General features: G+C 37.7%; 21 protein-coding genes. 2 read left to right on the top strand and 19 right to left on the bottom strand.

Translation table 11 applies throughout. From position 1 onward, the window contains the following. Positions 1–19 precede the first annotated feature (19 nt). The 13 genes from COD92_RS22145 to COD92_RS22085 form a co-directional block, all read right to left on the bottom strand. On the bottom strand, positions 20–1,099 hold the full coding sequence (locus COD92_RS22145) for an alpha/beta fold hydrolase (RefSeq protein WP_098996553.1): 1,080 nt from the start codon (positions 1,097–1,099) through the stop codon (positions 20–22). A gap of 15 nt (positions 1,100–1,114) precedes the next feature. After that, complete coding sequence (locus COD92_RS22140; protein ID WP_098996552.1) at positions 1,115–1,687, bottom strand: V-type ATP synthase subunit I domain-containing protein; 573 nt, start codon at positions 1,685–1,687, stop codon at positions 1,115–1,117. Positions 1,688–1,704: 17 nt separating this feature from the next. Further along, positions 1,705–2,379, bottom strand: a complete 675-nt coding sequence (locus COD92_RS22135) for a hypothetical protein (RefSeq protein WP_176541113.1) — start codon at positions 2,377–2,379, stop codon at positions 1,705–1,707. Positions 2,380–2,532: 153 nt separating this feature from the next. After that, positions 2,533–5,136 carry a bifunctional acetaldehyde-CoA/alcohol dehydrogenase gene (gene adhE / locus COD92_RS22130; protein ID WP_098528545.1) on the bottom strand — a complete coding sequence of 868 codons (2,604 nt, stop codon included), beginning with the start codon at positions 5,134–5,136 and terminating at the stop codon, positions 2,533–2,535. Between the two features lie 260 nt (positions 5,137–5,396). Then, positions 5,397–8,156, bottom strand: coding sequence for a phosphoenolpyruvate carboxylase (gene ppc, locus COD92_RS22125; RefSeq protein WP_098996551.1), 2,760 nt, complete (start codon positions 8,154–8,156; stop codon positions 5,397–5,399). Between the two features lie 168 nt (positions 8,157–8,324). Then, the gene (locus COD92_RS22120) at positions 8,325–9,572 is read right to left on the bottom strand and encodes a cadherin-like beta sandwich domain-containing protein (RefSeq protein ID WP_098996550.1); all 1,248 of its coding nucleotides are present in this window, start codon (positions 9,570–9,572) and stop codon (positions 8,325–8,327) included. Between the two features lie 181 nt (positions 9,573–9,753). Next, entirely contained in the window at positions 9,754–10,203 is a 450-nt protein-coding gene (locus COD92_RS22115) for an SRPBCC family protein (RefSeq protein ID WP_098528542.1), read from the bottom strand. 103 nt (positions 10,204–10,306) lie between these two features. After that, on the bottom strand, positions 10,307–11,488 hold the full coding sequence (locus COD92_RS22110) for an LL-diaminopimelate aminotransferase (RefSeq protein ID WP_098528541.1): 1,182 nt from the start codon (positions 11,486–11,488) through the stop codon (positions 10,307–10,309). A gap of 189 nt (positions 11,489–11,677) precedes the next feature. Beyond that, positions 11,678–12,454 carry a nucleotidyltransferase domain-containing protein gene (locus COD92_RS22105; protein ID WP_098528540.1) on the bottom strand — a complete coding sequence of 259 codons (777 nt, stop codon included), beginning with the start codon at positions 12,452–12,454 and terminating at the stop codon, positions 11,678–11,680. Positions 12,455–12,588: 134 nt separating this feature from the next. Continuing rightward, complete coding sequence (locus COD92_RS22100) at positions 12,589–13,242, bottom strand: histidine phosphatase family protein (protein WP_098996549.1); 654 nt, start codon at positions 13,240–13,242, stop codon at positions 12,589–12,591. 193 nt (positions 13,243–13,435) lie between these two features. Then, positions 13,436–13,630: an IDEAL domain-containing protein gene (locus COD92_RS22095; protein WP_098528538.1), complete on the bottom strand. Its 195-nt coding sequence runs from the start codon at positions 13,628–13,630 to the stop codon at positions 13,436–13,438. Positions 13,631–13,809: 179 nt separating this feature from the next. Then, on the bottom strand, positions 13,810–14,652 hold the full coding sequence (locus COD92_RS22090; protein ID WP_098528537.1) for an ABC transporter permease subunit: 843 nt from the start codon (positions 14,650–14,652) through the stop codon (positions 13,810–13,812). Beyond that, positions 14,645–15,553 (bottom strand): ABC transporter ATP-binding protein, encoded by a 909-nt coding sequence (locus COD92_RS22085; protein ID WP_098528536.1) that lies wholly within the window; start codon positions 15,551–15,553, stop codon positions 14,645–14,647. The genes COD92_RS22090 and COD92_RS22085 overlap by 8 nt, the downstream gene beginning before the upstream one ends. A gap of 243 nt (positions 15,554–15,796) precedes the next feature. On the opposite strand from COD92_RS22085, the gene COD92_RS22080 reads away from it, so the two are divergent. Next, a complete protein-coding gene (locus tag COD92_RS22080; RefSeq protein WP_098528535.1) occupies positions 15,797–16,642 on the top strand; it encodes an alpha/beta fold hydrolase in 846 nt (281 codons plus the stop codon). Between the two features lie 46 nt (positions 16,643–16,688). Here the strand turns inward: COD92_RS22080 and COD92_RS22075 are convergent, their stop codons facing one another. Together COD92_RS22075 and COD92_RS22070 are read right to left on the bottom strand one after the other, a co-directional pair. Beyond that, positions 16,689–17,288, bottom strand: a complete 600-nt coding sequence (locus COD92_RS22075; RefSeq protein WP_098528534.1) for a response regulator transcription factor — start codon at positions 17,286–17,288, stop codon at positions 16,689–16,691. Further along, a complete protein-coding gene (locus COD92_RS22070) occupies positions 17,285–18,421 on the bottom strand; it encodes a sensor histidine kinase (protein ID WP_098528581.1) in 1,137 nt (378 codons plus the stop codon). The genes COD92_RS22075 and COD92_RS22070 overlap by 4 nt, the downstream gene beginning before the upstream one ends. A gap of 255 nt (positions 18,422–18,676) precedes the next feature. On the opposite strand from COD92_RS22070, the gene COD92_RS22065 reads away from it, so the two are divergent. Then, positions 18,677–19,456 carry an alpha/beta fold hydrolase gene (locus tag COD92_RS22065; RefSeq protein ID WP_098528533.1) on the top strand — a complete coding sequence of 260 codons (780 nt, stop codon included), beginning with the start codon at positions 18,677–18,679 and terminating at the stop codon, positions 19,454–19,456. Between the two features lie 79 nt (positions 19,457–19,535). Here the strand turns inward: COD92_RS22065 and COD92_RS22060 are convergent, their stop codons facing one another. Genes COD92_RS22060 through COD92_RS22045 form a run of 4 tightly spaced genes read right to left on the bottom strand, consistent with a single transcriptional unit; the run spans position 19,536 to position 22,300 of the window. Further along, positions 19,536–20,603, bottom strand: a complete 1,068-nt coding sequence (locus COD92_RS22060; protein ID WP_098528532.1) for an alpha/beta fold hydrolase — start codon at positions 20,601–20,603, stop codon at positions 19,536–19,538. A gap of 22 nt (positions 20,604–20,625) precedes the next feature. After that, a complete protein-coding gene (locus COD92_RS22055) occupies positions 20,626–21,192 on the bottom strand; it encodes a polyhydroxyalkanoate biosynthesis repressor PhaR (protein ID WP_098528531.1) in 567 nt (188 codons plus the stop codon). 33 nt (positions 21,193–21,225) lie between these two features. Further along, complete coding sequence (locus tag COD92_RS22050) at positions 21,226–21,822, bottom strand: hypothetical protein (RefSeq protein WP_098528530.1); 597 nt, start codon at positions 21,820–21,822, stop codon at positions 21,226–21,228. Beyond that, positions 21,815–22,300 carry a hypothetical protein gene (locus tag COD92_RS22045; RefSeq protein WP_098996548.1) on the bottom strand — a complete coding sequence of 162 codons (486 nt, stop codon included), beginning with the start codon at positions 22,298–22,300 and terminating at the stop codon, positions 21,815–21,817. The genes COD92_RS22050 and COD92_RS22045 overlap by 8 nt, the downstream gene beginning before the upstream one ends. Positions 22,301–22,322 lie beyond the last annotated feature (22 nt).

Below are 22,322 nucleotides of genomic sequence, written 5' to 3'. Positions count from 1 at the left end.
AGTATTACATTCCCAGTACCTATACCTTCACATCCTCAAGTTTATTTGAACGAGTTTTCAGCCATTTGTCGGCAAACACAGCAAACTTGCCTGTTAATGCAAGAGAAACATGGCCTCCTTCGAATACCTCATAGGTTTTATCTTCACTTGATATCATGTCCATAATCGGGAGGCTTTGTTTTTCCAAAACTAGAGTGTCTCTTGAAGTCGAAAACACAAATACAGAACAGGTAATATTTTTTAAATCTACTTTTCTGCCTCCGATCTTAAGCTCACCTTTCAATAGCTTGTTATCCTTATATAAATCATTGAACATCTGTTTAAAAGCCGCTCCTGAAAAAGAGGCGGTATCTTTTGTCCATTTATCCATTCGCCGCCACTTTTCAACATACTCCTCGTCGTGTGCACGAGTGATTAGATTGACCCATGGACTTACGTATACCGGTGACAGCCCCCTAAACATAAGATATAAATATTCAGATGGAATCGCACCATATACGTCCGAAAACCGATCGAAGTTAATGAGACCATTTTGAAGTCCTTTTAACCATTTATCAGGGACAATTCCAATGCTAAAATCAATTGGAACAGTTGCCAGAACGAGATTCTTTATTGGTAAGTTTGTGATCGATGTAAAAATCGCCGAAATCGTTCCACCTAAGCAGTAACCGACCATTGAAATTTCATTTGCACCCGAATGGCGTAAAGCCCGTTTTACTCCATTTTCTAGATAATCAATTATATAATTATCCAAAGTAATATCACTGTCCTCATAGCCTGGAGAACCCCAATCGAGGAAGTAAACATCATATCCACGTTCTGTAAGACCGCCTACAACACTGCTCCCTTCCCCGATGTCTAAAATATATGATTTATTCAGTAGTGAATAGACTAAAAACAATGGAATCTGATATTTTTTCTCCTTTGCAGGGTGAAAATATAAAGTGGATTTATTTTTTTTCCAAATAATCTCCCTCTTTGTTGGTACAATGTCTGGTTTAGGTTCTATTAATACTTTATTTATTTGGTTCCACCTTACTTTTTCCTTCTCTAAATCTATTATAGGAATAAAGTTTTTTAGTGATGCTGTTGCGCTCATCATCATTATCTCCTTTTAATAGGATTCAGTTGTGCCAGCAGCAGCAAGCACTAGGTCTTTGTCTTTATGTTTCTCGTCCTTTAATAAGTTCCTCATATTCTTAAGTTCGCTTTTGATATCTTTTAATTGACTGAGTTCTTGCTTTAATTCTTTTAATTCCAACTGAACAGCCGATAGTTCGTTAGCATGATTTATTTCTACTTTCTTAACATCATCCTTGATTTGTTTAACGATGCTTATTATTTCTTGAAACATCTCAATGTTTCCTTTATTTACCTCAACAAGACTATCTTGAAGGTTCCAAATTTGTTCCTCGAGAACATCGATTTTTTCCTCGGCTTGGATTGATAACCTAGCCACTTTTGCCACATCTTTTTTGGTTGGTATATTCATTACACCCGCCACTAGCTCTTGTCTTTTTCTAAGCAGTTCCAAATAACGTGCATGGCTATCTGTTCCAACCTTTAAAAGTTTAACGAATTCATTGTTATCACTCATCATGTATAACAACCCATTCATTTGCCTTTCCCACATATCGCAATTTCGTTTGATTCCTTCAAATGGTTGGTATGTTTTATCATTTGTCATCGTTGTCACTCCTCTGTTTATGATTTGGTAAGCTCTTCTGATTTTTCTAGATACTTATTCAGCGGAAACATGAATGATTTAATCTGTTTTGCGAAAAGATGGACAAACCCTTTTTGATTTTCATAAATTAAGTTTCCTGCCTGTTTGACAGTTTTAATATATTGCTCTCTGCCTCTCTTTCTTAGCGTAATATATTGCTCAATGATCTCAACGTATTTATCCACTGACAGAGTGCTGACAATCCTTTGACATGGGGCTGCTAAAATATTTAAAGTCTTTTCTTGGACTTGATCTATTTGTTTATTAATATCTTCATAAGACTTGAACGGAAAGAAATGCTGCAGGCTGGTGGTAGACATTAAAAATTCTTCTCTAGCTGTTTTTTCCCATGAGGAGAATTCTTGATAAAATTGGGTACCGAGTTCAATAAGATTTCCTTGATTACGCTGAACTCCTTCAGCAAATTGTCTTGCTGCTTTTAAGAAAACAGCATCTCGATCATCGGCCCGTTCCGCCCATTCGTCTAATTCACGAAATGCAATGCTCCATAACAAGTTTAAGCTTGAAAGCTGTTCCTCGCTTTCTTTACCAATGTCCCCTACCTTTGGTTCTTCCTTAAGTTCAGTCTCCTGTGTTTCAGTTTTTTCTGGTTCCATGTTTAATTCTATTTTATTTTCCTTTTTATCCGCCATTTTCTACTCATCCTTTCAGGAGGTTTATCCAATTTCGACAGCTCCTGTTTTAGACTAGGAGGTTTGTTTTTGTGTTAAAAGTTAATAGAGAAACTAATCCTTATAAATTCAGTCTTAAAGATGATTGGACTGAATTTTAGTTAAGCCCAAAATCTAAATCCCTTTGAAGGCCTGTTGATAAATTTCAGCTAGTTCACTGATAAATGGCTGTTTTGGATTTGCAATTGTATCTTGGTCATCAAAGGCACGTTCAGCTAGTTCCGCTAACTTACTTTCAAATTCTTCCTTATTCACACCATTTGCTTGAACACTCATTGATATATCCAGCTCCTTTGCTAGGTCAACCACTGCTTTTATTAAACTTTCTATTCCTTCCTCCGTGGTACTTGCAGGTAGACCAAGCATTCTCGCAATTTCTGCATAACGTTCATCAGCAATAAAATGTTCATATTTAGGATAAGTCATGAATTTATTTGGTTTTGCTGCATTATAGCGGATTACATGTGGCAGCAGGATTGCGTTAGTTCGACCGTGTGAAATATTAAACTCGGCTCCTAACACATGGGAAAGGCTATGGTTAATACCTAAAAATGAGTTAGCAAATGCCATTCCTGCAATTGTAGAGGCATTGTGCATTTTCTCACGGGCTATTTCATCACCGCCATCTCGATATGCTCTAGGTAAATATTGAAATACCAGCTGAATCGCTTTAAGGGCAAGTCCATCTGTAAAATCATTTGCTAAAACCGACACATAAGACTCAATGGCATGTGTTAGAACATCCATTCCCGTATCAGCTGTTACATGATTAGGAACAGTCATGACAAACTGCGGATCCACAATTGCCACATCAGGTGTTAGTTGAAAATCGGCAAGAGGGTACTTGATATTGGCTTTTTTATCTGTTATTACTGAAAAGGCAGTAACCTCTGATCCAGTACCGGAAGTAGTTGGTATGGCAACAAATTTAGCTTTAGTCCGCAGTACTGGGAATTTAACAACACGTTTTGTTGGATCAAAGAATTTTTGTGTTAAACTTCGGAAATCTGTATCAGGATGTTCGTAGAAAAGCCACATCGCTTTTGCGGCATCCATGACCGAACCTCCGCCTAGTGCAATAATGCAATCAGGCTGGAACTTGCGCACTCTTTCTGCTCCATCCATAACCGTTTCAACAGATGGCTCCTGCTCAATATTTGAATAGATTTCAAATTGAAGACTGATTTGATTCTTCTTTAAATAATAGAGAACCTTATCGACATATCCGTTTTTCACCGGACTTCCGCTTGTAACGATAAAGGCTTTAGTAATGCCAGGAATGGACGCTAAAGTTTGGACCGAATTTTTCTCAAAGAAAACCTGTGATGGTACTTTAAACCATTGCGTAAACGTCCTTCTTTTTGCAACCTTTTTAATATTTATCAGGTTTTGGGCCCCAACATTCTGTGACACCGAATTCCCTCCATATGTTCCGCAACCAATTGTTAAGGACGGTAGTGATGTATTATAAATATCTCCAATGGCCCCATGAGTGGATGGTGTATTAACCATAATTCGGCCCGCCTTTAAACGCAGTGAAAAAATATCTACTAATTCTTGGTTTGAAGTATGAATCGCAGCGGAGTGTCCTAACCCGCCGTATTCTAATGTTTCCTCAGCAATCCTTAAGCCTTCAGCAAAGCTAGTCACCTTATAGCACGCTAGAATCGGGCTTAATTTTTCACAGGATAGTGGCTCATTCGGCCCCACACCTTCTAATTCTGCAATTAAAATTTTGGTATTCACAGGTACCTTTATTCCAGCAAGCTTGGCAATCATAGCTGCCGGAAGCCCCACTATTAAATTATTAATTGAACCTGTTTTTTCAAAAATGACTGCCTTTTCTACCATTTTTCGTTCGTCTACACTTAGAAAGTAGCAATTATTTGAAATTAATTCTTGTTTTACATCATTAAAAATCTCTTGATCAATTATCAAAGATTGTTCAGAAGCACAAATCATACCGTTATCGAATGTTTTAGAAAGAATGACATCGTTGACGGCACGTTTGATATTGGCTGTTTTTTCTATATAACAAGGTACATTACCGGCCCCAACACCAAGTGCTGGCTTCCCGGATCTATAGGCCGCCTTTACCAAGTTGGGTCCGCCTGTTGCTAGGATAAGTGAAATCTTTGGATGTCTCATTAAGGTTTGGAAGGCTTCATGCGAAGGCTCTTCAATCCACTGAATGCAATTCTCCGGAGCTCCTGCTCTCATCGCTGCTGCCTTAAGTATTTTTGCAGTTTGGGTACAGCACTTCTGACCATATTGCGGAAAGGCAAAAATAATTGGATTCCGCGTTTTCAGTGAAATTAAAGATTTAAAGATAACCGTAGACGTTGGATTTGTTATCGGGATGACCCCAGCAATAACTCCTACTGGCTCTGCGATCTCAACCATCCCTTCATTTTCATCCTCACTAATCACTCCTACTGTTTTCATATCCCGGATGTTATTGTAGATAAACTCTGTTGCAAACATATTTTTAAAAACCTTGTCTTCATAAATACCACGTCTAGTTTCTGTTACCGCCAGCTTTGCGAGTTGTTTATGATTTTCAAGTGCAGCTAAGGCCATCTCCTTCACTATCTTATCGATCATTTCCTGAGTATAACATCGAAATTCTGCCAGAGCTTTTTCAGCGTTATTAGCTAACAAATTAATTGCTTCAGCAATAATTTGCTTTTCTTGAACAACTTTTTCTTCCACAGCCATTTATAAACACCTCAAATTTTTGTCGATTCTCTACAAACCCAAAACAAACTTACCACAGGTTAATAGTCTTAAATTCACTCGATTAATTTCTTATGGCTAAAATATATCACGTAAAAATCTCGAAGTTTGTCGAAATTCGCGTATAAATGAATGAATAGCCATTCATTTTACAAAAATTCACCAAATGTTCAAAAATTGCTTCAACAATAAAAAGGCCATAAACTCCTAAAACAAGGAGTTTATGGCCTTTTTCATTTTAATCAGCCCGTATTACGAAGTCCTGCGGAAATTCCGCTAATAGTAAGGAGAACTTCAGTTAATATATCTTCATTTGGCTCTTCCTGCTTTCGCAGCTCTTTAATCAGTTCTACTTGTAAAAAGTTCAACGGATCAACATAAGGATTCCGTCTGTATACTGATTCTTTAATGTTCGGCGTATGGTCTAGTAATTCACTATCTCCAGTTATTTTGAGGAGAATCACCTTTGTTTTCTCATATTCCTCAAGGATATTCGTAAATATTCTTTCGGCAATGGTTTTGTCTTCAACAAGTGTTAAATATTCTTTGGCAGTTGTTATGTCCGCCTTCATTAATGCCATGTTTAAATTATCAATGGTTGATTGGAAGAATGGCCATTTTGCATACATTTGCTGTAATAACTGCAGATTTTCACCGCTTTGCGATACGAAGCTGTCTAAACCTGTACCAGCAGCATACCAAGCAGGAATTAACTGACGGCTTTGTGTCCAGGCAAAAACCCAAGGGATTGCCCTTAAATCTTCAAACCGCCCTCTATTTTTACGGCTCATTGGTCTTGAGCCAATGTTTAAGTCTCCGATTTCTTTTAACGGTGTGCCTTGATTAAAGTAAGTAAGAAAATCAGGGTCATCAAAGACAAGTGATTGATATTTAGATAACGCATAACCAGAAATTTCCTCAATGGCCTCTTCCCAAGCACTTTCACGTAATGTTCCCTGCTCTGTTTGAGAGGAAAGGGCTACTGAAAGAAGAAGAGTTGACGTTGCCTGCTCCAAGCTGCGATAAGCTATATCTTCAAGCAAGTACCTTGAAGATAAAACCTCGCCTTGCTCGGTAATTTTAACACCATCACCAGTAGTTTCCGCCGGTTGTGAAAGGATGCTCTTATTTAAGGTACCGCCGCCGCGTCCTAATGAACCGCCACGGCCATGGAAAAACTTAGGACCAATTTGATACCTTTTCGCCAACTCATGAATTTCGATTTGGGCATTATACAGTTTCCAGTTGGCCGTTAAGGTTCCTCCATCCTTACTTCCATCAGAATAACCAAGCATGATTTCCTGTTGATCCCCTAAGATTTGAAGATGCTTCCGGTAGATAGGCATTTCAAAAAGGGTTTCCATAATTTTCGGACCAGCTGTTAAGTCATCAATGGTTTCTAAAAGCGGTGCAACATTTAAGTGGCTTTCAAGTGTACCATCCGCATGAAGACGATAGAGCCCTGCTTCTTTTGCCAAAACAAGTACTTCTAATAAGTCGCTTGCCGATCTTGTCATACTCACAAGATAGACGGAAATTGCACTTTTGCCAAACTCCTCATGTGCAGATTTTATCATTTGGAAAACTTTGATCATTTCTTGTGTTTCTGCTGAATAGTCCTCATTCAATAATAAAAGTGGACGTGGATCCATTAGGATATTTTCTAATAGCTGTAATTTTTCCTGTTCAGGAAGTTCTGCATAATTATCAGTCAATCTCACTTTTCGCAGGATTTCTGTGATTGCAGCCTCATGCTCTCCACTATGGTTCCTGATATCCAGTGTCGCCAAGTGGAAGCCGAATAACTGTACTTGTCTAATTAACTTTTGAATGGTCCTTAACTCATGATCACTAGGATGATGCTTTTTTAAACTCCTATTAATCATTTTTAAATCAGCCAGTAATTCATCTGCTGTTTTGTATCCAATCTCGGATTTACCTACCTGTTTAACGCGTTCAATAATCACCGCAACAACACGACGGTAAACCTCTGTATGATTTGGCCACTTTTTGTCATCGGTTAAGTATAAATCTTCTTTTTCCTCAAGGAATGTAAGAATTTCCTGATTGACGTTCACCCTTGTTGTAGAATGGCTGTATCGTTTCATGATGTCGATTAAGACATTTTTATATTTCTTTAATACAACTCTCCGCTGTCTTTGGAGTGTCTCCCAAGTAACATCACTTGTTACGTTCGGATTGCCATCACGATCTCCGCCAATCCATGATCCAAAACGAAGGAAATTAGGGACATTCCACGTAGTGTTTGGATAATATCTTTCAAGGCACTCTGCTACTTCCTGATGAATTTCAGGAAGAACGTCAAATAAGGTTTGGTCAAAATAATAGAGTCCATTACGCACTTCATCCAACACTGTCGGCTTGTGATCACGTAATTCATCTGTCTGCCAAAGGATTGCTACCTCATTGAATAGATTGTCCTCGAGCTTTTTCTGTTCCCTAGTCGTTAAAAGAGGATGATCGAGATTTTTCAAAATAACCGCAATACGCTGCTGTATCTCAAGAATAGAGCGTTTGGTAGCCTCTGTTGGATGAGCAGTTATAACGAGTTCTAACGACAATGTGTGTAAGACTTTCTGGATAATATCTTCACTTATACCATGTTCTTTAAACTTTAGAACGGCACTCTCAATAGAAGCAGGCTGAACGATATTTCCTTCTTCAAGCTGGTATTGTCTCCGTCTTCGAATGCGGTGATTTTGCTCCGCGGCATTTATCAAATGGAAATACATTGAAAATGCACGAATGACTTGTTTACGTATTGGTGAATCAAGGCTTGCAATTTCCGCCTTTAATTCCTCGTAAATTCCTTCGTCGAAATGCTCCCGAAGTGTTTTGCACATAAGTCTTATTTTTTCAACTTTATCAAGAAGCTCGGGCCCGCCATGATCGACAAGAATATCACCAAGCATTTTCCCCAGTAATTTCACATCACGACGCAATGGAAGACTGCTGTCATTTACTTTCAATTCTGTTGTCATTCTATCACCTTCCCATTAATTCAAAAGATTCACTAAATTTTTTATATATAAATATAACATATTTTTTCGAATCATGTTCAACTTTTTATCTCACTTTTCTATTTTTTCTAAAAAAATAACCCTGACTGGTTATTTTTCAGGTTTATTTTTTATTAAATAGGTTTCCCATTAACTCTCTGCTCTATCAATAACTAGTACATAAGTTTTCCGATCCGTATCATCATAGGTTACCCTGATAGAAATTACTGTTTTATTGTCGTCGTCCAACTGGATCGTTTTGCTAGTTCCACCTTCAATGGTAATTTCAGAACTGCTGTCACTTGCCGTCGGATTAATGGTAACGGTCTTGGTCTCACTTGAAACGGCTATATGATAGGTATACTCGCTTGAAGTAAATGAACTGTCCCAGGTTCCCGCAGAAACCGTTAGCTTTGAAAGTATAGCATTACTGATCTTTTCAACGACTGCTGATGCCCCCTGCTGGGAAGATGCACTTTGGTTTGTCGTGTTACCTTGTCCTGAAAAAGAATTGCCAGTCTGTATGCCGAGCCCGCTTCCGCTCTTCACTGAACCGCTGCTCCCAATTTGTACTGAACCATTGTTTCCATTTGATCCAGACCCATTATTTGCACTTGGTGCTGATCCATTGTTTCCAATTTCTGTAGAACCGCCGCTTCCAGTTTGTGCTGAATTGGTACCATTGCCTGACGAAGTATCTTGGCGTTCCACATGGATAGTATATCTTAATTTTGATCCATTTTCAGCTGTTACCACAATAAGAATAACAGATTTCCCCACAGGAATATTAACTGGTACACCTTTCTCTGTCACTTCGGCACCATTAACCTCGACTACTGCCGTTTTTTCTACAGCTGTTGGCAGCACCGTAATCGTTTGTGAAGCATTAGACAGTTGAACATTATATTCTGTCACGGTCGAAGAAAATGCAGGAGAAAGTTTCCCTGTTGATAGTTTAATATTTTGAAGTTGACTATTGCTATTTTGCTCTCTGGTTACAATTAGAGTATAGGTGTTAATTAGATTGGTGCTGCTATCCTTAACGGTGATGAGAAAGATATTTTGTCCGGTTTGTAGTGCATATTCTTCTGCAGTTCCACTTGTGATCGTTTTGTCATTAATGCTGATTATCGAATTAGTATTACTGCCTTCTACTAGAATATGAATCGAGTCCGTTTCATTTTCTACTGTAGCTGAATATTGATTGATCTCTGCTGAAAAATTTTTATCCAACTTAACGCCTTCGATCTCTAATTTTGCGAGTGTGTTGGTAGTTTGGCTTACTTGAGTTACAGTCTCTTCCGCATAGGCGGTTGGCAGATTATAACCCGTTCCAAGACCGAGTATTGAGACAATAAGGACAGCGTTTAGGCCCTTTTTGGGTATTTTTGTTAGCATTGTTAATCCTCCCACTTTTAACTAAGTGATTTTGGACTAACTTTACCACCGGAGGCTTAAGATTATCTTAATTTTTAAAAGAGGTGCATTAACTGTTAAATATTTACCCTCATAAACGTAAATGAAACCTACTTTAATAAAAAAAGCTGCAACCCCTATTAGAGGTATTACAGCTTAGGATCTACTTATTACTAAATTCTTCAAGTTTAGAAGAAATCGCTGAAGCTACTTCTTCATCCGAGAGATTAACTGCCTTATTAAAAAGGGTATTTGCCAGCGTTCCCATTGGTCCTGTTGCATTTATATCAAGAAACCCTGTCAGCCGGGTTTTTTGCCTGTTTAAGGCTTTTGCTTCAAAGTATCCCTCCCCAAGATACTTCTCGTTTTTCCGCCTTAGTTCAAAGCTCACCTTGCTAGGTTCATCCCACTCCTTAATATCAATTAACAAAGTGACCTTTTTTTTCATAATCCCGAGATCACTTTTAAACTCCCAGCTAATTTGCCGGTCATTTATTTTTTGATGTTGAATGTAACCGGGAACAAGCGGAGCCCAATTATTTTCATCTCGAATAAAGTCCCATATTACTTCAATCGGGATATCTAATTCTACATGTTGTAATTCACTTGGCATGGTTGTGTCCCTCTTTCATTTTCAAAGTAAAAGACCTTCAATGGCTGAAGGTCTTTTTTTAAGATATATGTTTAGATTGTGGTTAATAGAAGTTTATTCTATCTTATTTCTTAATTAAACGATCCACTAAAAATTTCTCTATCCGTTCAGCCGCCTGGGATAACCGATCTGGCGGCTGAACAAGTGCAATGCGAACATAGCCCTCCCCTAGTGCACCGAAAGCATCACCCGGTATGACAGCCACACCGGCACGGTCAATTAATTCAAAGGCAAATTGGCGGGATGTCCATCCCGACGGAATCTTTGCCCAGACAAACATGGTTGCGGGAGACTTTGCGATCTGCCAGCCGCTTTTTCCAAGCCCGGAAATTAAAGCATCTCTGCGAAGTTCATATTCCTTTACCTGTTCTCGTAGATAGGAGAAATCAGACGTTAATGCTTTTACAGCTGCATGTTGGATCGGATAAAAAACTCCGTAATCGATATTTGATTTAAATGTTGCTAATAAATGGATTGCTTGTTCATTTCCAACCACATATCCAATCCGGCATCCCGCCATGTTAAAGGTTTTCGAGAGAGAGTTAAATTCTATTCCAACTTCCTTTGCTCCGGGAACCGACATAAAACTAATCTGTGGATTCCCATCAAAAATCAATTCTGAATAGGCAAAGTCATGAACCACCAAAATGTTATGTGTTCTTGCAAAGACTACAACCTCTTCAAAAAATCCCCTATCCGCAAGTGCTGTTACCGGATTCCCCGGATAACTTATAATCATCATTCTAGTTTTCTCTAAAACTTCTAAAGGTATATCTTTTAAGTTTGGTAAAAACTTATTCTCAGCCAGCAACGGCATTGGATAAATAACTCCTCCGGCGATATGGACACTTGCCTCATATATTGGATAACCTGGATCCGGTACTAAACAAAAGTCACCAGGGTTAATAATGGCGGTAGCTAAATGGGCCAAACCGTCTTGTGACCCCATCAACTGCAGCACCTCTTTCGCAGGATCTAAATCAACTTCATACCGTTGCTTATAAAAATAACCAACGGCCTCATTAAATTCGGCAATCCCCTTCAACGTATAACCATATTTACTTGTATCTTTAGCCGATTCAACTAAGGCATCGACTACAAAGGATGGCGGCGAAAAATCCGGACTGCCAACACTAAGGTCGATCACGTCTTTTCCTTTTTTATTTGCCTCCATTTTTCGATCAGCTACTTCTTGAAAAATACTAGCTGTCATTTTTTGGAGCTTTTCCGAACCAATGAAATTCATAGACATTCCCCTCTAATTTTTTTATATTTAAATAATTTTAACATATTTCTGATTATAGCAAGATATCAAAATTATTCTAATAGAGTTATAATATTGGGGGAACATAAACTTTATTTAACTAGTCTATAGCTTCCCTTAAGAAAACCTTATTAATAGAAGCCCGCCATTTGGCGGACTTCTAAAATATTTCTATGATTGAGACCATACTTCCTCAAGCACTTGTCTAAACAGCTCATTTAAAGTCGCAGTAAAGTCCCTGGATGGTCCTCTTAAGCTATTTGCATATTCCTCTAGATGATTGATCTCTTTTTCAATAAAGTCATGAATAATAGGGAAATCAACGTCAAACACATGATCATCCCGGTTTACTTTTCTTTCAATAAGGGTAAGAAGTTCTCGCTTTACTTCTCCCTCCATAATCAATGCCTCTATTAATGGTTGAACCTCATTGGGTGGGAAGCGGTTATGCCTTTCTATCCACATGCAAGCTAAGATGGGTCGAATTACGTTTAGATAGCGCTTACTATTTATTGCTGCTGTTTGAAGACAATTACGATAATTCCCTTTTGCCATATTTAAATAATGAAATAGGGACGCCCTAGGTTGAAATATTTGGTCCTCTAGTTCTCTCATTTTCCCATCTAGTGAGAAGGCTTGAAAGTAAACAATGCTTGAATGCAGCCATTCCATTAAGGAGGGATTTGACTTTTTAAACAGCTGGAGGGCTTTCCGCAAATCCCATCCATTTAGGTCGAGTTGGTCATTAATCGGCAGCTCAATGACATCTCGTTTTTGATCAATCGATAAATACCAATCTGTTTTATGAACATAAATAAACCGGACATCGTAATCACTATCTGGTGAAGAAGTGCCCCATGCACGGCTTCCTGCCTCAACGGCGAAGCATATTTTCACCTCAAATTCCTGCTCAATCCTTTTTAATTCCTCGATAATCTTTTCTTTCAAAATACTCTCTCCATCAACGATTCTTTTTGGGTTACTATTTTCTAATGAATAGATTTTTATTTTTGACAAATGAATATGCTAATCTTCAGAAAAAATTAAAAGGCATAATTTCGGTCTCCTTTTTATGTACTAGTCTATTGATTAAAAGAAATAACTTGGAAAATGTTACTGGAATATTCTAATACAGAGACACTAGAATTTTTAATTTCAATTCCCTTATCAAATTCTTTAGAAAATTTACTAATGATATTTCTTATAATAACGCCATGAGTTACGAGTAATATGTTCTCATTAAGATTTTGACTAGTTGATACAATCTCATTTAATCCTTTTTCAATCCTTCCCCATAGTTCATAGTAATTCTCGGCATGATGGAAGGGGTCTGACTTTTTTATAAAATTCATGACATCTTCTAGAGTATGTTTTTGAAACAATTCCTTAGTGCTAGAACAGGCATTGTCTTCGGCAATCTTACGAAAAGCAACCTCAGAATATTCTCCCTCAAAGCTTCCAAAAAAACTTTCTCGAAAGGCTTTTCTTCTATTTATCACCAAATTATGGTTGTCATTATTTTGTTGAAGTATTAATTCAGCTGTTTCAACTGTCCTCCCTGAATCACTCGTATATACGCGGTCGAACTGAACATCGGCCAACCTTTTCCCCGTTTCGATTGCCACAGCTTTCCCTTCCTCAGTTAGTGGACTATCAGCCCAGCCTTGCATTTTTTTATAACGATTTAAATATGTTTCACCATGTCTGATTAAATACAAATTGAATTTAGTTTCCATGGAATCCCCCAGTATGTTTTTTTATTAGCTTAAGTAAATTGACACTTTGAATATAATTATATTAGCAGTTAATAGCAGGTGTCACAACAAACCCATTCTATAAAGATAATCAGATACCGGAAAACAGAAAAAAGCCCTTATCCAATTAAGGATAGAGCCGTATTATTGATATTTGATTACGATAGTAAAATAATTAAGAAATCTTCTTTAGCTCTTCTGTTAATCTTAGGAATAACTCCTTATCCCCATCTTGTAACGTTTGGTCGATTTCCTTTCGGATTTTCTCCCTTTTAAATTCAAGCAGGGCATTGTTTAGGAACATCTCAGCAATAACAGCATCTTGATTCTCATCCGAATGTTGTGGTGAATTAAGTAACTTCTTTTCCATGGAAATCAACTCCTTGAGCTTTTTTTCATTATACAAGGAGTTTTCTAAAAATTCAAACACTTTATTTCAATTTTCTAAAAAAATTTTTTTGTAGTCATTATTTATGCTGTCATCATCTTTGGTGTCAGGTACCAAAGAAAGACACTGTCCACCTCAGGCGTACGTTGGCACTGAATATTTTAATGGATTTGGCTCTGAAAAAGTGCATTACGTTGATTATATTTTGTGATGAGCTTTAGTAAGAAAACATTGGCAATTAGTAATCCTGCCCCAATGAAAAGGAGTAATAATGGACTTAAGAAGAACAAACCACTCGCTTGACTGATAATTAGACCAACAACCGGAAGTACCATCATTCCACCAAATTGCTGGGCTTCTTGAAATGATTTTACTCTGGCAGATACTAAGACATTCAGGATAATATTAAAAATAACTAATGCCGGAACCACCCACAGCATCAATAATAGCCATGTGGAATTGAAAAATAATATTTCTTTAAAATAGGGATAAGTAATCACATTCACCACAATTGCGTTTATTAAAAAGGCTGCAAAGGTAATAAGCAGCGATGGAATAAAGGCCGCTACTACCTTCCCCAGGAACAACTCTTTGACTGTAATCGGTGCAAACAATAATGTTTCGAGCGTATTTCTTTCCTTTTCTCCAGCAAAGCTATTTGAAGCGGTTACCATCGAATTAATAATGGCTGCCATCAAAAAGAATGGAATCATCATAAAGTTTAAAAAGAAATAAACAGATTTGTATCCCAATGTTGGAAGGGCTGCGAGGGTGTTCCGCATATCATCATTAGGAAAGCTTCTTAAAAAATCATTTATCGGTTTTTCTAAATCATTGGCATTCTCGCCAATAAGATCTGTATGAATCCCAAAATAAGCAAACAGGGCCGGTAAAACTATACAGAGGATAACAGGCAGGATGATCATGGGTATCCATACCTTTTTGGACGAAAAGGTTGTCTTGATATCCTTTTGGACAATGGCCGTAATAATTCGTTTATTCATGGTCCCCACCTCTAATCTTGAAATAAAGTGTTTCAAGACCCCTGTTTGTGATTTCACTGGAATATATCCAGGACTCTGTGAGGATTTCCTTTAGCAACGGGCTAATTTGTTCCTTAGATAGAAGAGTGAATTCCAGTTGACTGGGACTCTTTCTTTTATATGAATATCCTCTATAAACTCTAGGATCTGCAGGCTGAAGTCCGGTCTCCACTAAAAGTTTAATCTCCGATAAATATTTATCTTCCAATTCTCTTCTTGTTCCCTGTTCAATCAAACGACCTTCTTTTAGAAACAGAAAGGCTTCACAAATTGTTTCCAATTGATGAAGGACATGGGAACAAATCAAAATTGTAATGCCCTCCTCTTCATTTACCTTCTTCAATAATTGAATAACATCATTAATCCCTTCTGGGTCCAATCCATTTGTTGGTTCATCAAGGAATAACAATTTAGGCTTATGGATTAGTGCTTTTGCCAAGGATAATCTTTTTTTCATACCTGTCGAGAATGTACCTACCAAATGATCCTTTTTATCATACAGCTCAAATTGTTCTAGCAGATAACTGATACGCTTTTGATCAAAGACCTTATAAATCTTGGCAAAAAAAACAAGATTGTCCCAAGCACTCATGTCATGGTACAAGGCTGCGCTCTCTGTTACAATCCCAGTCTGAGCTCTTATATCATCACCGTGAAATTTAGGATCATAATTCATTACTTTCATCGTTCCGTTTGTGGCATCAATTACCCCATTAAGCAATCGAATGAGAGTCGTCTTCCCGGCTCCATTTGGGCCAAGCAGACCATTAATCGTTCCTTCCTTAATCGTAAATGAAACATCCTTCAAAATAGAATGGCCATTAAACTCTTTATTCACATCAATCGCCTCAATAATATTCAACCGTCTTCCCCCCTTGAAAGCTGGTGTCAGGCACCATAAAAACACATTTGTATGTACACAATGGACAACAAATCTGAAGATATTTTTGATTTAATCTTATCATTTTTTTGTAAGGATTTTGTACTAATTTTTAGAAAAATCGTACATTAATTCCTAATATTCCCTAATCAAACTATAGGCATTTTTTCTGATTACGGGGGAAAATTAATGGCAACTATTTTTGTGGAGCAGGAGGAATAATGTATGGAGCAGGCAGCTTTCACTGGCCATCAGCCGGTAAATAATATTAATGTTTATTATGAATTTTACCCTCATCAAACATCCAAAAAAACGTTTGTTTTATTACATGGATTTCTTTCTTCCACCTTTACATTTAGGCATTTAATCTCCCTTTTGAAACAGGATTATCAAGTTTTATCCGTCGACCTTCCTCCGTTTGGTAAAAGCGGGAAATGCAATCAGTATGTGTATTCCTATAAAAACCTGGCCCAAACGGTCATCAAACTAACAAAATCCTTAGGCCTTAAAAAAATGACCTTTATCGGGCATTCAATGGGGGGGCAAATCGTCCTGAATATCCTCCATATGATGCCAGATATTGCAGACAAAGCCATTCTTCTCTGCAGTTCAGCTTATTTAAAACGTTCTAAACTGCCTTTAATCTTAACTAGTTATTTGCCGTATTTTCATCGCTTCGTTAAATACTATTTCGCCAGAACAGGGGTAAGAAAGAATCTTCAGGATGCTCTATATAATCACTCAATTATTAATGAGGAAATGATTAACGGCTATCTCCAGCCTTTTTTACAAGATGAAATTTTTATTGCCCTTACCAGAATGATCCGTGACCGGGAAGGAGATTTACCTGGAAATGTGCTTCAACAAATCAAAACACCCTGTCTGCTAATTTGGGGCGATCATGATAAATCTATGCCACTTAAAGTAGGTGAACAGCTGCATAAGGATTTAGCGAACTCTGAATTAATTGTTTTAAAAGAGACAGGACACGCTGTACCAGAAGAACGTCCTTTTGAGGTATTCGAATACATCAAAAACTTTTTAGAAAGTTACCAAACGGCCGTTGAGTAAGAATAATTCCCCTCAAAAAGTAAAGGTGTATTCCTTGGAATACACCTCATTTAAACCAGCCCTTTTCTTTTGATTGGGTGATTGCTTCAATTCTGTTTTTGACTTCCAGTTTATCTAAGATAATCGAAATATAATTGCGCACGGTACCCGTTTTGATGCTGAGGGTCTCAGCAATTTCTTTGGTGTTTTTCCCATCGGCTACGAGCTCAAGTACTTCTTTTTCTCTGTCAGTCAATGGATTTTCTTCCCCATAGACATCGTCCATTAATTCGGGTGCATAAATTCGTCGGCCGGCCATCACATTTCGGATTGAACTGGCTAGCTCCTCACTTGGGCTATCCTTTAACAAATACCCGCTTACTCCAGCCTTTAAGGCCCTCTGGAAATAACCAGTTCGCGCAAAGGTTGTTAAAATAATGACTTTACACCCAAGACCTTTTATGTCCTCTGCGGCTTCTAGTCCGGTTTTTCCAGGCATTTCGATGTCCATAATGCAGACATCCGGTTGAAATTTCTTTACAAGCGCGACGGCCTCTTCTCCATTTGAAGCTTTTCCGACCACTTCCATATCATCTTCCAAATTAAGCAGGGAACCAAATGCTCCAAGCAGCATTTGTTGGTCTTCAGCAATAACGATTTTGATCATTTGCCTTCCTCCTTATCAGTTGGCTTAACGTCATTCGGCACAGTGATGATTAGTGTGGTGCCATTCTCAGTCAATAGCTCAAAGCTGCCATTTATAAATTCGAGCCGCTCCTTCATGCCGATTAAGCCATGACCCTCTGACAGCTCATCTGTTTTACCCTTGAAAACACCATCATCATGAATAGTCATTATCGTCTCTTTCGACATTTGTGCAATAGAAATAGAACAAGTCTTTGCCTCGCTATGTTTCACCACATTGTTTACCGCCTCTTTTAAGCACATACTTAAAATGTTTTCAGTTAGCAGCGAAACATTTTGAAGCACAAACTCCCCATTACATTCAAAATTAATTTGGGCAGCTTTAATCATTTGTTTAACCCGAAATATCTCATCCTTCAGTCGAATTCCTCTCATAGAAGAAACCATCTTCCTCACTTCACTTAAGGCAGTCCGTGCAGTTTGCTGTACATCTTTAAGTTCATCACGAGCCTGCTCAGGGTCCTTCAAAATTAATTTCCGGGCAAGGTCTGTCTTTAAGCCAATCAGGGAAAGTTTTTGCCCAAGTGTATCATGCAGGTCCCTAGCAATCCGATTTCTTTCCTCCATTTTAACAAGTTCCGAAATTCGTTTATTGGCATCCTCGAGCTTTTCTTCAAGCTGACCGCGCTCTTTTCGATTATGAATACTGAATGGGAGGAGTATCACACTAATCCAAATAATGATGACAAACGGCAGCTGCTGGAGAAACAATTTTTCTTGCATGACAATATTATAGTTGATCGATGCGGACGTACTTATGAGATGAATAAAATATAGCGTTAAAAAAGCTATTCGGTCCTTAATATTTCCGATAAAATAAGCAAGAAAGAAAGCAAAATAAACATAACTATAAAGACTGGACGCTGTAATCGATATACCTATTAAAATTAAGGTCCATAAATAAACAGGCCAGCCCTTAGAGATAAACGCAATCCGGTAAAGAATAAAGAAAACCAAAGTCAATAATATACCCACGACAATCTTAATCGTAGAAGCGGATTGAATTATAAAATAAAAAGGCAGAATGCAAAGGATGGTCCAAATATAGGGTGCAATGCCATTATTTTTTTGAAAGGTTAAATACTTTTTTATCATTCCTGGTACCTCATTAATAAAAACTTCCTGCCTCAATTATTTTTCCTTCTTAATACTTCATTTTAGCTGATATTCCCCCATCTTAAAACAAATTACTCCTGTAATACTGAATTTTCTTTATATATGTAAATTACATATACTGGTAATAAATGAACTTCAACACCTATATAATTAAGTAATCGGAATTTTATAAATGTTTACACCTTACAAATATTGGCAACATATGTTTATAAAAACACTTAGGAGGAATCAAAATTGGGAGAATTTTTTATTGGCGACTCCTGCATTCCTTATTTGCGATTTGGTGAGGGTGAACCATTAGTTTTTATTCATGGCCTTGGAGAAGTAAAAGAGGGCTGGTCAAACCAGTTTGAATTTGCCGATCAGTACGATTTAATCATACCCGACCTGCGTGGTCATGGTGAGTATCAAAAGCCTGGAGAAATTTCAATAAAACATTTCGCTGAAGATGTCATCAGCTTACTAAAAGGCCTCAACGTTGAAAGCGCACACATCTGTGGCTTATCAATGGGTGGAATGGTGGCACAAGAAATCTACCGTCAGGCCCCTGAAATGTGCCGTTCCTTAATGCTGGTCAGCACCTTACATTATGCGCCAGAAATACTTGGAAAGCTTTTTTTAAGATATCGAAAAGCACATGCAGAAAATAAATCGCAGGATGTACTAAGAGAAACGGCCGCAAAAATTTGCCTCTATTCTTGGAACAAAGATAATTTCGAGAAATTTTACCAATTTTACCGTCCAAATCGAGAGTATCATTTTAAAGCGATGGAAGCCTGCCTGGAAGTTAATAATTTGACATTACTTCCTAAGATTAAGGTTCCCACCTTAATCATTGGCGGACAATATGATTCCCTTATACCTGCTTGGGTGCAACTCTTGATGCATAAACAAATTCCTCATTCTGAATTTGTGATTTTCAGAAATACAGGCCACATTGCAAAGCTTGAAGCAAAGGATAGCTTTAATAGGACACTAAGAAGCTTTTTAAACAAGCATAAAACGGCAAGTTGAAGGAGGAGGGAATTACTTCCCCTTCCCCACTTGCCTATACATATTATATATTTACTTGTACCCGATATTATGACTAAATTTAGAGAGGATTCGATCGGCTTGAGGCCCATTGATGCACAATTTTTGCAAACAGACCGGTTAAAGCTAAGCTGACATGGCCTGCTTCAACCGTGATATAGGTTTTATCCTTACTAGAGGCTAAATCCATAATCGGTTTACTTTGCTCTTCAAGAATTAAATTGTCCCGCGAACCGGAAACGACAAATAGATTGGCCTTTATATTTTTTAAGTCTACTACTTTATTGCCAACCATCATTTCTCCTTTAACGAGCTTGTTCTCTTTAAAGAGGTCTCTCGCCAATTGACGATAGGCTTCACCAGCAAATGGTACCTGATCAAGTGTCCATTTATTCATCCTTCGCCACTTATCAACATACTTTGAATCATGAGCTCGATGTAAAAGATTGGTATAATTTGTGAAATAGATAGGCGCACCTATTGCCCGGAACATACCTTCTACCAATTTAGGTGGAATTATCCCGTAGGTATCAATAAAGCGCTCGAAGTTAATATCTCCTGCTCTAAACCCTTCAGCCCACTTATCGGGTCCCATAAATGGCTGAAAATCAATGGGTACGGTCGCGACAATTAGATTTTTGATTGGCTCTTCCGCAATCGACGCATAAATAGAAGCAATCGTCCCGCCTAAGCAATAGCCGATTAGAGTTATTTCCTCTGCACCGGAATGACGAATCACTCGCTTAACTGCGGTCCGTAAATATTTCTCAATATAGGTGTCAATCCCTATCTTCTTGTCTTCATACCCCGGTGAACCCCAATCCAACAAATACACTTCATAGCCCATATTGGTTAGTCCTTCAATGACACTAGCCTTTGGGGCGATATCTAAAATGTATGGCTTATTAAACAAGGAGTAAACGAAAAATAAAGGAATTTCATATTTTTTCTGTTTCGCCGGATAATGCCATAAAACGGATTTATTTTTCCGCCAAATTTCATTTCTTGGAGTGTGACCAACTTCCGGCTCGGGCTCACTTAGAATATTAATTACGTTAGCCCAGCGCTGCATTTCTTTGTCAAAATCCAAGGTGGGAATGAACTCTGTTAATGGTGAATCTGCTGCCAAAGTAGTTTTCTCCCCCTCCTAGTTAGTTTCCTGAAGCTGTGCCTGTTAACACAGGTTCTGCGGACTTTTCTTCTTTAATCAGATCTTTAATTGTCTCGAATTCCTGTTTAAAATTATTTAGTTTTAATAATTCAAATTTCAATTCCTGAAGTTCAGCATGTAAGCTCTTTGTATCAGACAGTTCTTTCTTTGTCTTGACTAACTCATTCTTTAACTGCTTGGTTAATTTGATGATTTCTTTGGATACTTCGACAACACTTTCAATCTCTTTATTTTGTGACTTTACAGAATCCTGTAAATCCCAAATTTGCTCTTCTAGGGCTTCCATTTTTTCTTCCGCTTGAAGGGTTAGGTTAGCCACATTTGTCACATCATTTTTCGTTGGGAAATTAAGGGCACCTGCCAATGCCTCTTGATTTTTTTTAAAAGTTTCAAGAATACGCGAATGCAAATCTGTCCCTCTGTGCGACATTTTTACATAGTCTTTGTTATTGGCTAATAGAAAGATAAAATCATTTATTTGTTTTTCCCACAATAAACTAAATTTATGAAGGGATTCATATGGATCGTAATTTTCTTTGTCAGACATCTACCTTCACCTCTTATCATTTTGTTTACTCTATTACTTTTTCAAATACTTTTGAAAAGGTAAGATAGCTGATTTAACCTGTTTCGTAAAGACGTCAACAAATAATTTTTGATTTTCATAAAGAACATTTGTGGTTTTCTTTACACTCTCGAGATACTTTTCGCGTCCCTTTTTTCTCATAGAAATATATTGTTCAACGGTTTCTAATAACTTATCAAGAGCCTGTATCTGGCCAGTTGTTAATTTCTGAACGGGAGTAATTAAAATCTGCGCCGATCTATTTTGAATATCTTCCACTACTTGATTGATTTCTTCATAGGATTTAACAGGGAAGAAATACTGTAGTGATGTAGTGGTCATTAGGAGTTCTTCCCGTGTTGACTGTTCCCACTCCTTTAACTCCAAACCAAATTGGGCAGCAACCGCAATCACATTCTCCTGATTTTGCTTTGCCTTCTCGACATAGTTCCTTACTGCCTCTAAGAAGCGTTCATCTTGTTTATTAAAGCGCTCAGCCCATGCATCTAATTCATCAAAACCAAGCTTCCATAGTAGGTCAAGGCTCGATAGCTCCTTTTCTAACTCCTCTGTTCCTTGGTTTTCTAATACTGTTTGATTATTTTCAGTCATGATCGATTTCCTCCTTCATATTATCCATTTCAAATAGTTTCTTTAAATCCTGTAGATCATTTTCCAGTGTTTTAATATGATTGCTGCGTTTCTCTCTTACCTCACAGTTTAAAAAAGTCGCCCATTCTTCCAGTGATTCCCGAACCATTTTTAGCTTGCGTTGATTTTTCTTTTGCAAGTTTATGATTTGGTAGATGGATTCATCCAAAGAATCAATCTCCCCTTCAACATCTACTATTCTATTAGAAAGGGACGCAAATTCATCTTTAGTGGCAAGGTCCAAACGATTTAACCACCTAGTAATTAATCGTTTATAAATCCTTAATTCTTTTATATGTGAATCCATCGCCTTGCCAACTGCGACTGTAAAGGCCCGGGAATTGGTACGAGCATGAATTCTTTTATTTATCTCTGCTTCGATTTGTTTATAAAACTGGATAGGATCTTGATTGTTAGGATCTTGCTGTTTAGAATTCATGTTTAACCTCTTTAATTCCTGC

The organism is Bacillus sp. AFS037270 (assembly GCF_002585305.1).
This window is presented reverse-complemented; position numbering and strand designations above follow the sequence as displayed.

What these genes read in the sequence shown, in the direction of transcription:
- COD92_RS22070 (WP_098528581.1), bottom strand. Translation starts at nt 18,421, where the DNA reads ATGATAAAAAAGTATTTAACCTTTCAAAAAAATAATGGCATTGCACCC.
- adhE (WP_098528545.1), bottom strand. Translation starts at nt 5,136, where the DNA reads ATGGCTGTGGAAGAAAAAGTTGTTCAAGAAAAGCAAATTATTGCTGAA.
- COD92_RS22100 (WP_098996549.1), bottom strand. Translation starts at nt 13,242, where the DNA reads ATGGAAACTAAATTCAATTTGTATTTAATCAGACATGGTGAAACATAT.
- COD92_RS22045 (WP_098996548.1), bottom strand. Translation starts at nt 22,300, where the DNA reads ATGAATTCTAAACAGCAAGATCCTAACAATCAAGATCCTATCCAGTTT.
- COD92_RS22145 (WP_098996553.1), bottom strand. Translation starts at nt 1,099, where the DNA reads ATGAGCGCAACAGCATCACTAAAAAACTTTATTCCTATAATAGATTTA.
- COD92_RS22080 (WP_098528535.1), top strand. Translation starts at nt 15,797, where the DNA reads ATGGAGCAGGCAGCTTTCACTGGCCATCAGCCGGTAAATAATATTAAT.
- COD92_RS22075 (WP_098528534.1), bottom strand. Translation starts at nt 17,288, where the DNA reads ATGATCAAAATCGTTATTGCTGAAGACCAACAAATGCTGCTTGGAGCA.
- COD92_RS22120 (WP_098996550.1), bottom strand. Translation starts at nt 9,572, where the DNA reads ATGCTAACAAAAATACCCAAAAAGGGCCTAAACGCTGTCCTTATTGTC.
- COD92_RS22090 (WP_098528537.1), bottom strand. Translation starts at nt 14,652, where the DNA reads ATGAATAAACGAATTATTACGGCCATTGTCCAAAAGGATATCAAGACA.
- COD92_RS22135 (WP_176541113.1), bottom strand. Translation starts at nt 2,379, where the DNA reads ATGGCGGATAAAAAGGAAAATAAAATAGAATTAAACATGGAACCAGAA.
- COD92_RS22055 (WP_098528531.1), bottom strand. Translation starts at nt 21,192, where the DNA reads ATGTCTGACAAAGAAAATTACGATCCATATGAATCCCTTCATAAATTT.
- COD92_RS22095 (WP_098528538.1), bottom strand. Translation starts at nt 13,630, where the DNA reads ATGGAAAAGAAGTTACTTAATTCACCACAACATTCGGATGAGAATCAA.
- ppc (WP_098996551.1), bottom strand. Translation starts at nt 8,156, where the DNA reads ATGACAACAGAATTGAAAGTAAATGACAGCAGTCTTCCATTGCGTCGT.
- COD92_RS22110 (WP_098528541.1), bottom strand. Translation starts at nt 11,488, where the DNA reads ATGAATTTCATTGGTTCGGAAAAGCTCCAAAAAATGACAGCTAGTATT.
- COD92_RS22140 (WP_098996552.1), bottom strand. Translation starts at nt 1,687, where the DNA reads ATGACAAATGATAAAACATACCAACCATTTGAAGGAATCAAACGAAAT.
- COD92_RS22115 (WP_098528542.1), bottom strand. Translation starts at nt 10,203, where the DNA reads ATGCCAAGTGAATTACAACATGTAGAATTAGATATCCCGATTGAAGTA.
- COD92_RS22050 (WP_098528530.1), bottom strand. Translation starts at nt 21,822, where the DNA reads ATGACTGAAAATAATCAAACAGTATTAGAAAACCAAGGAACAGAGGAG.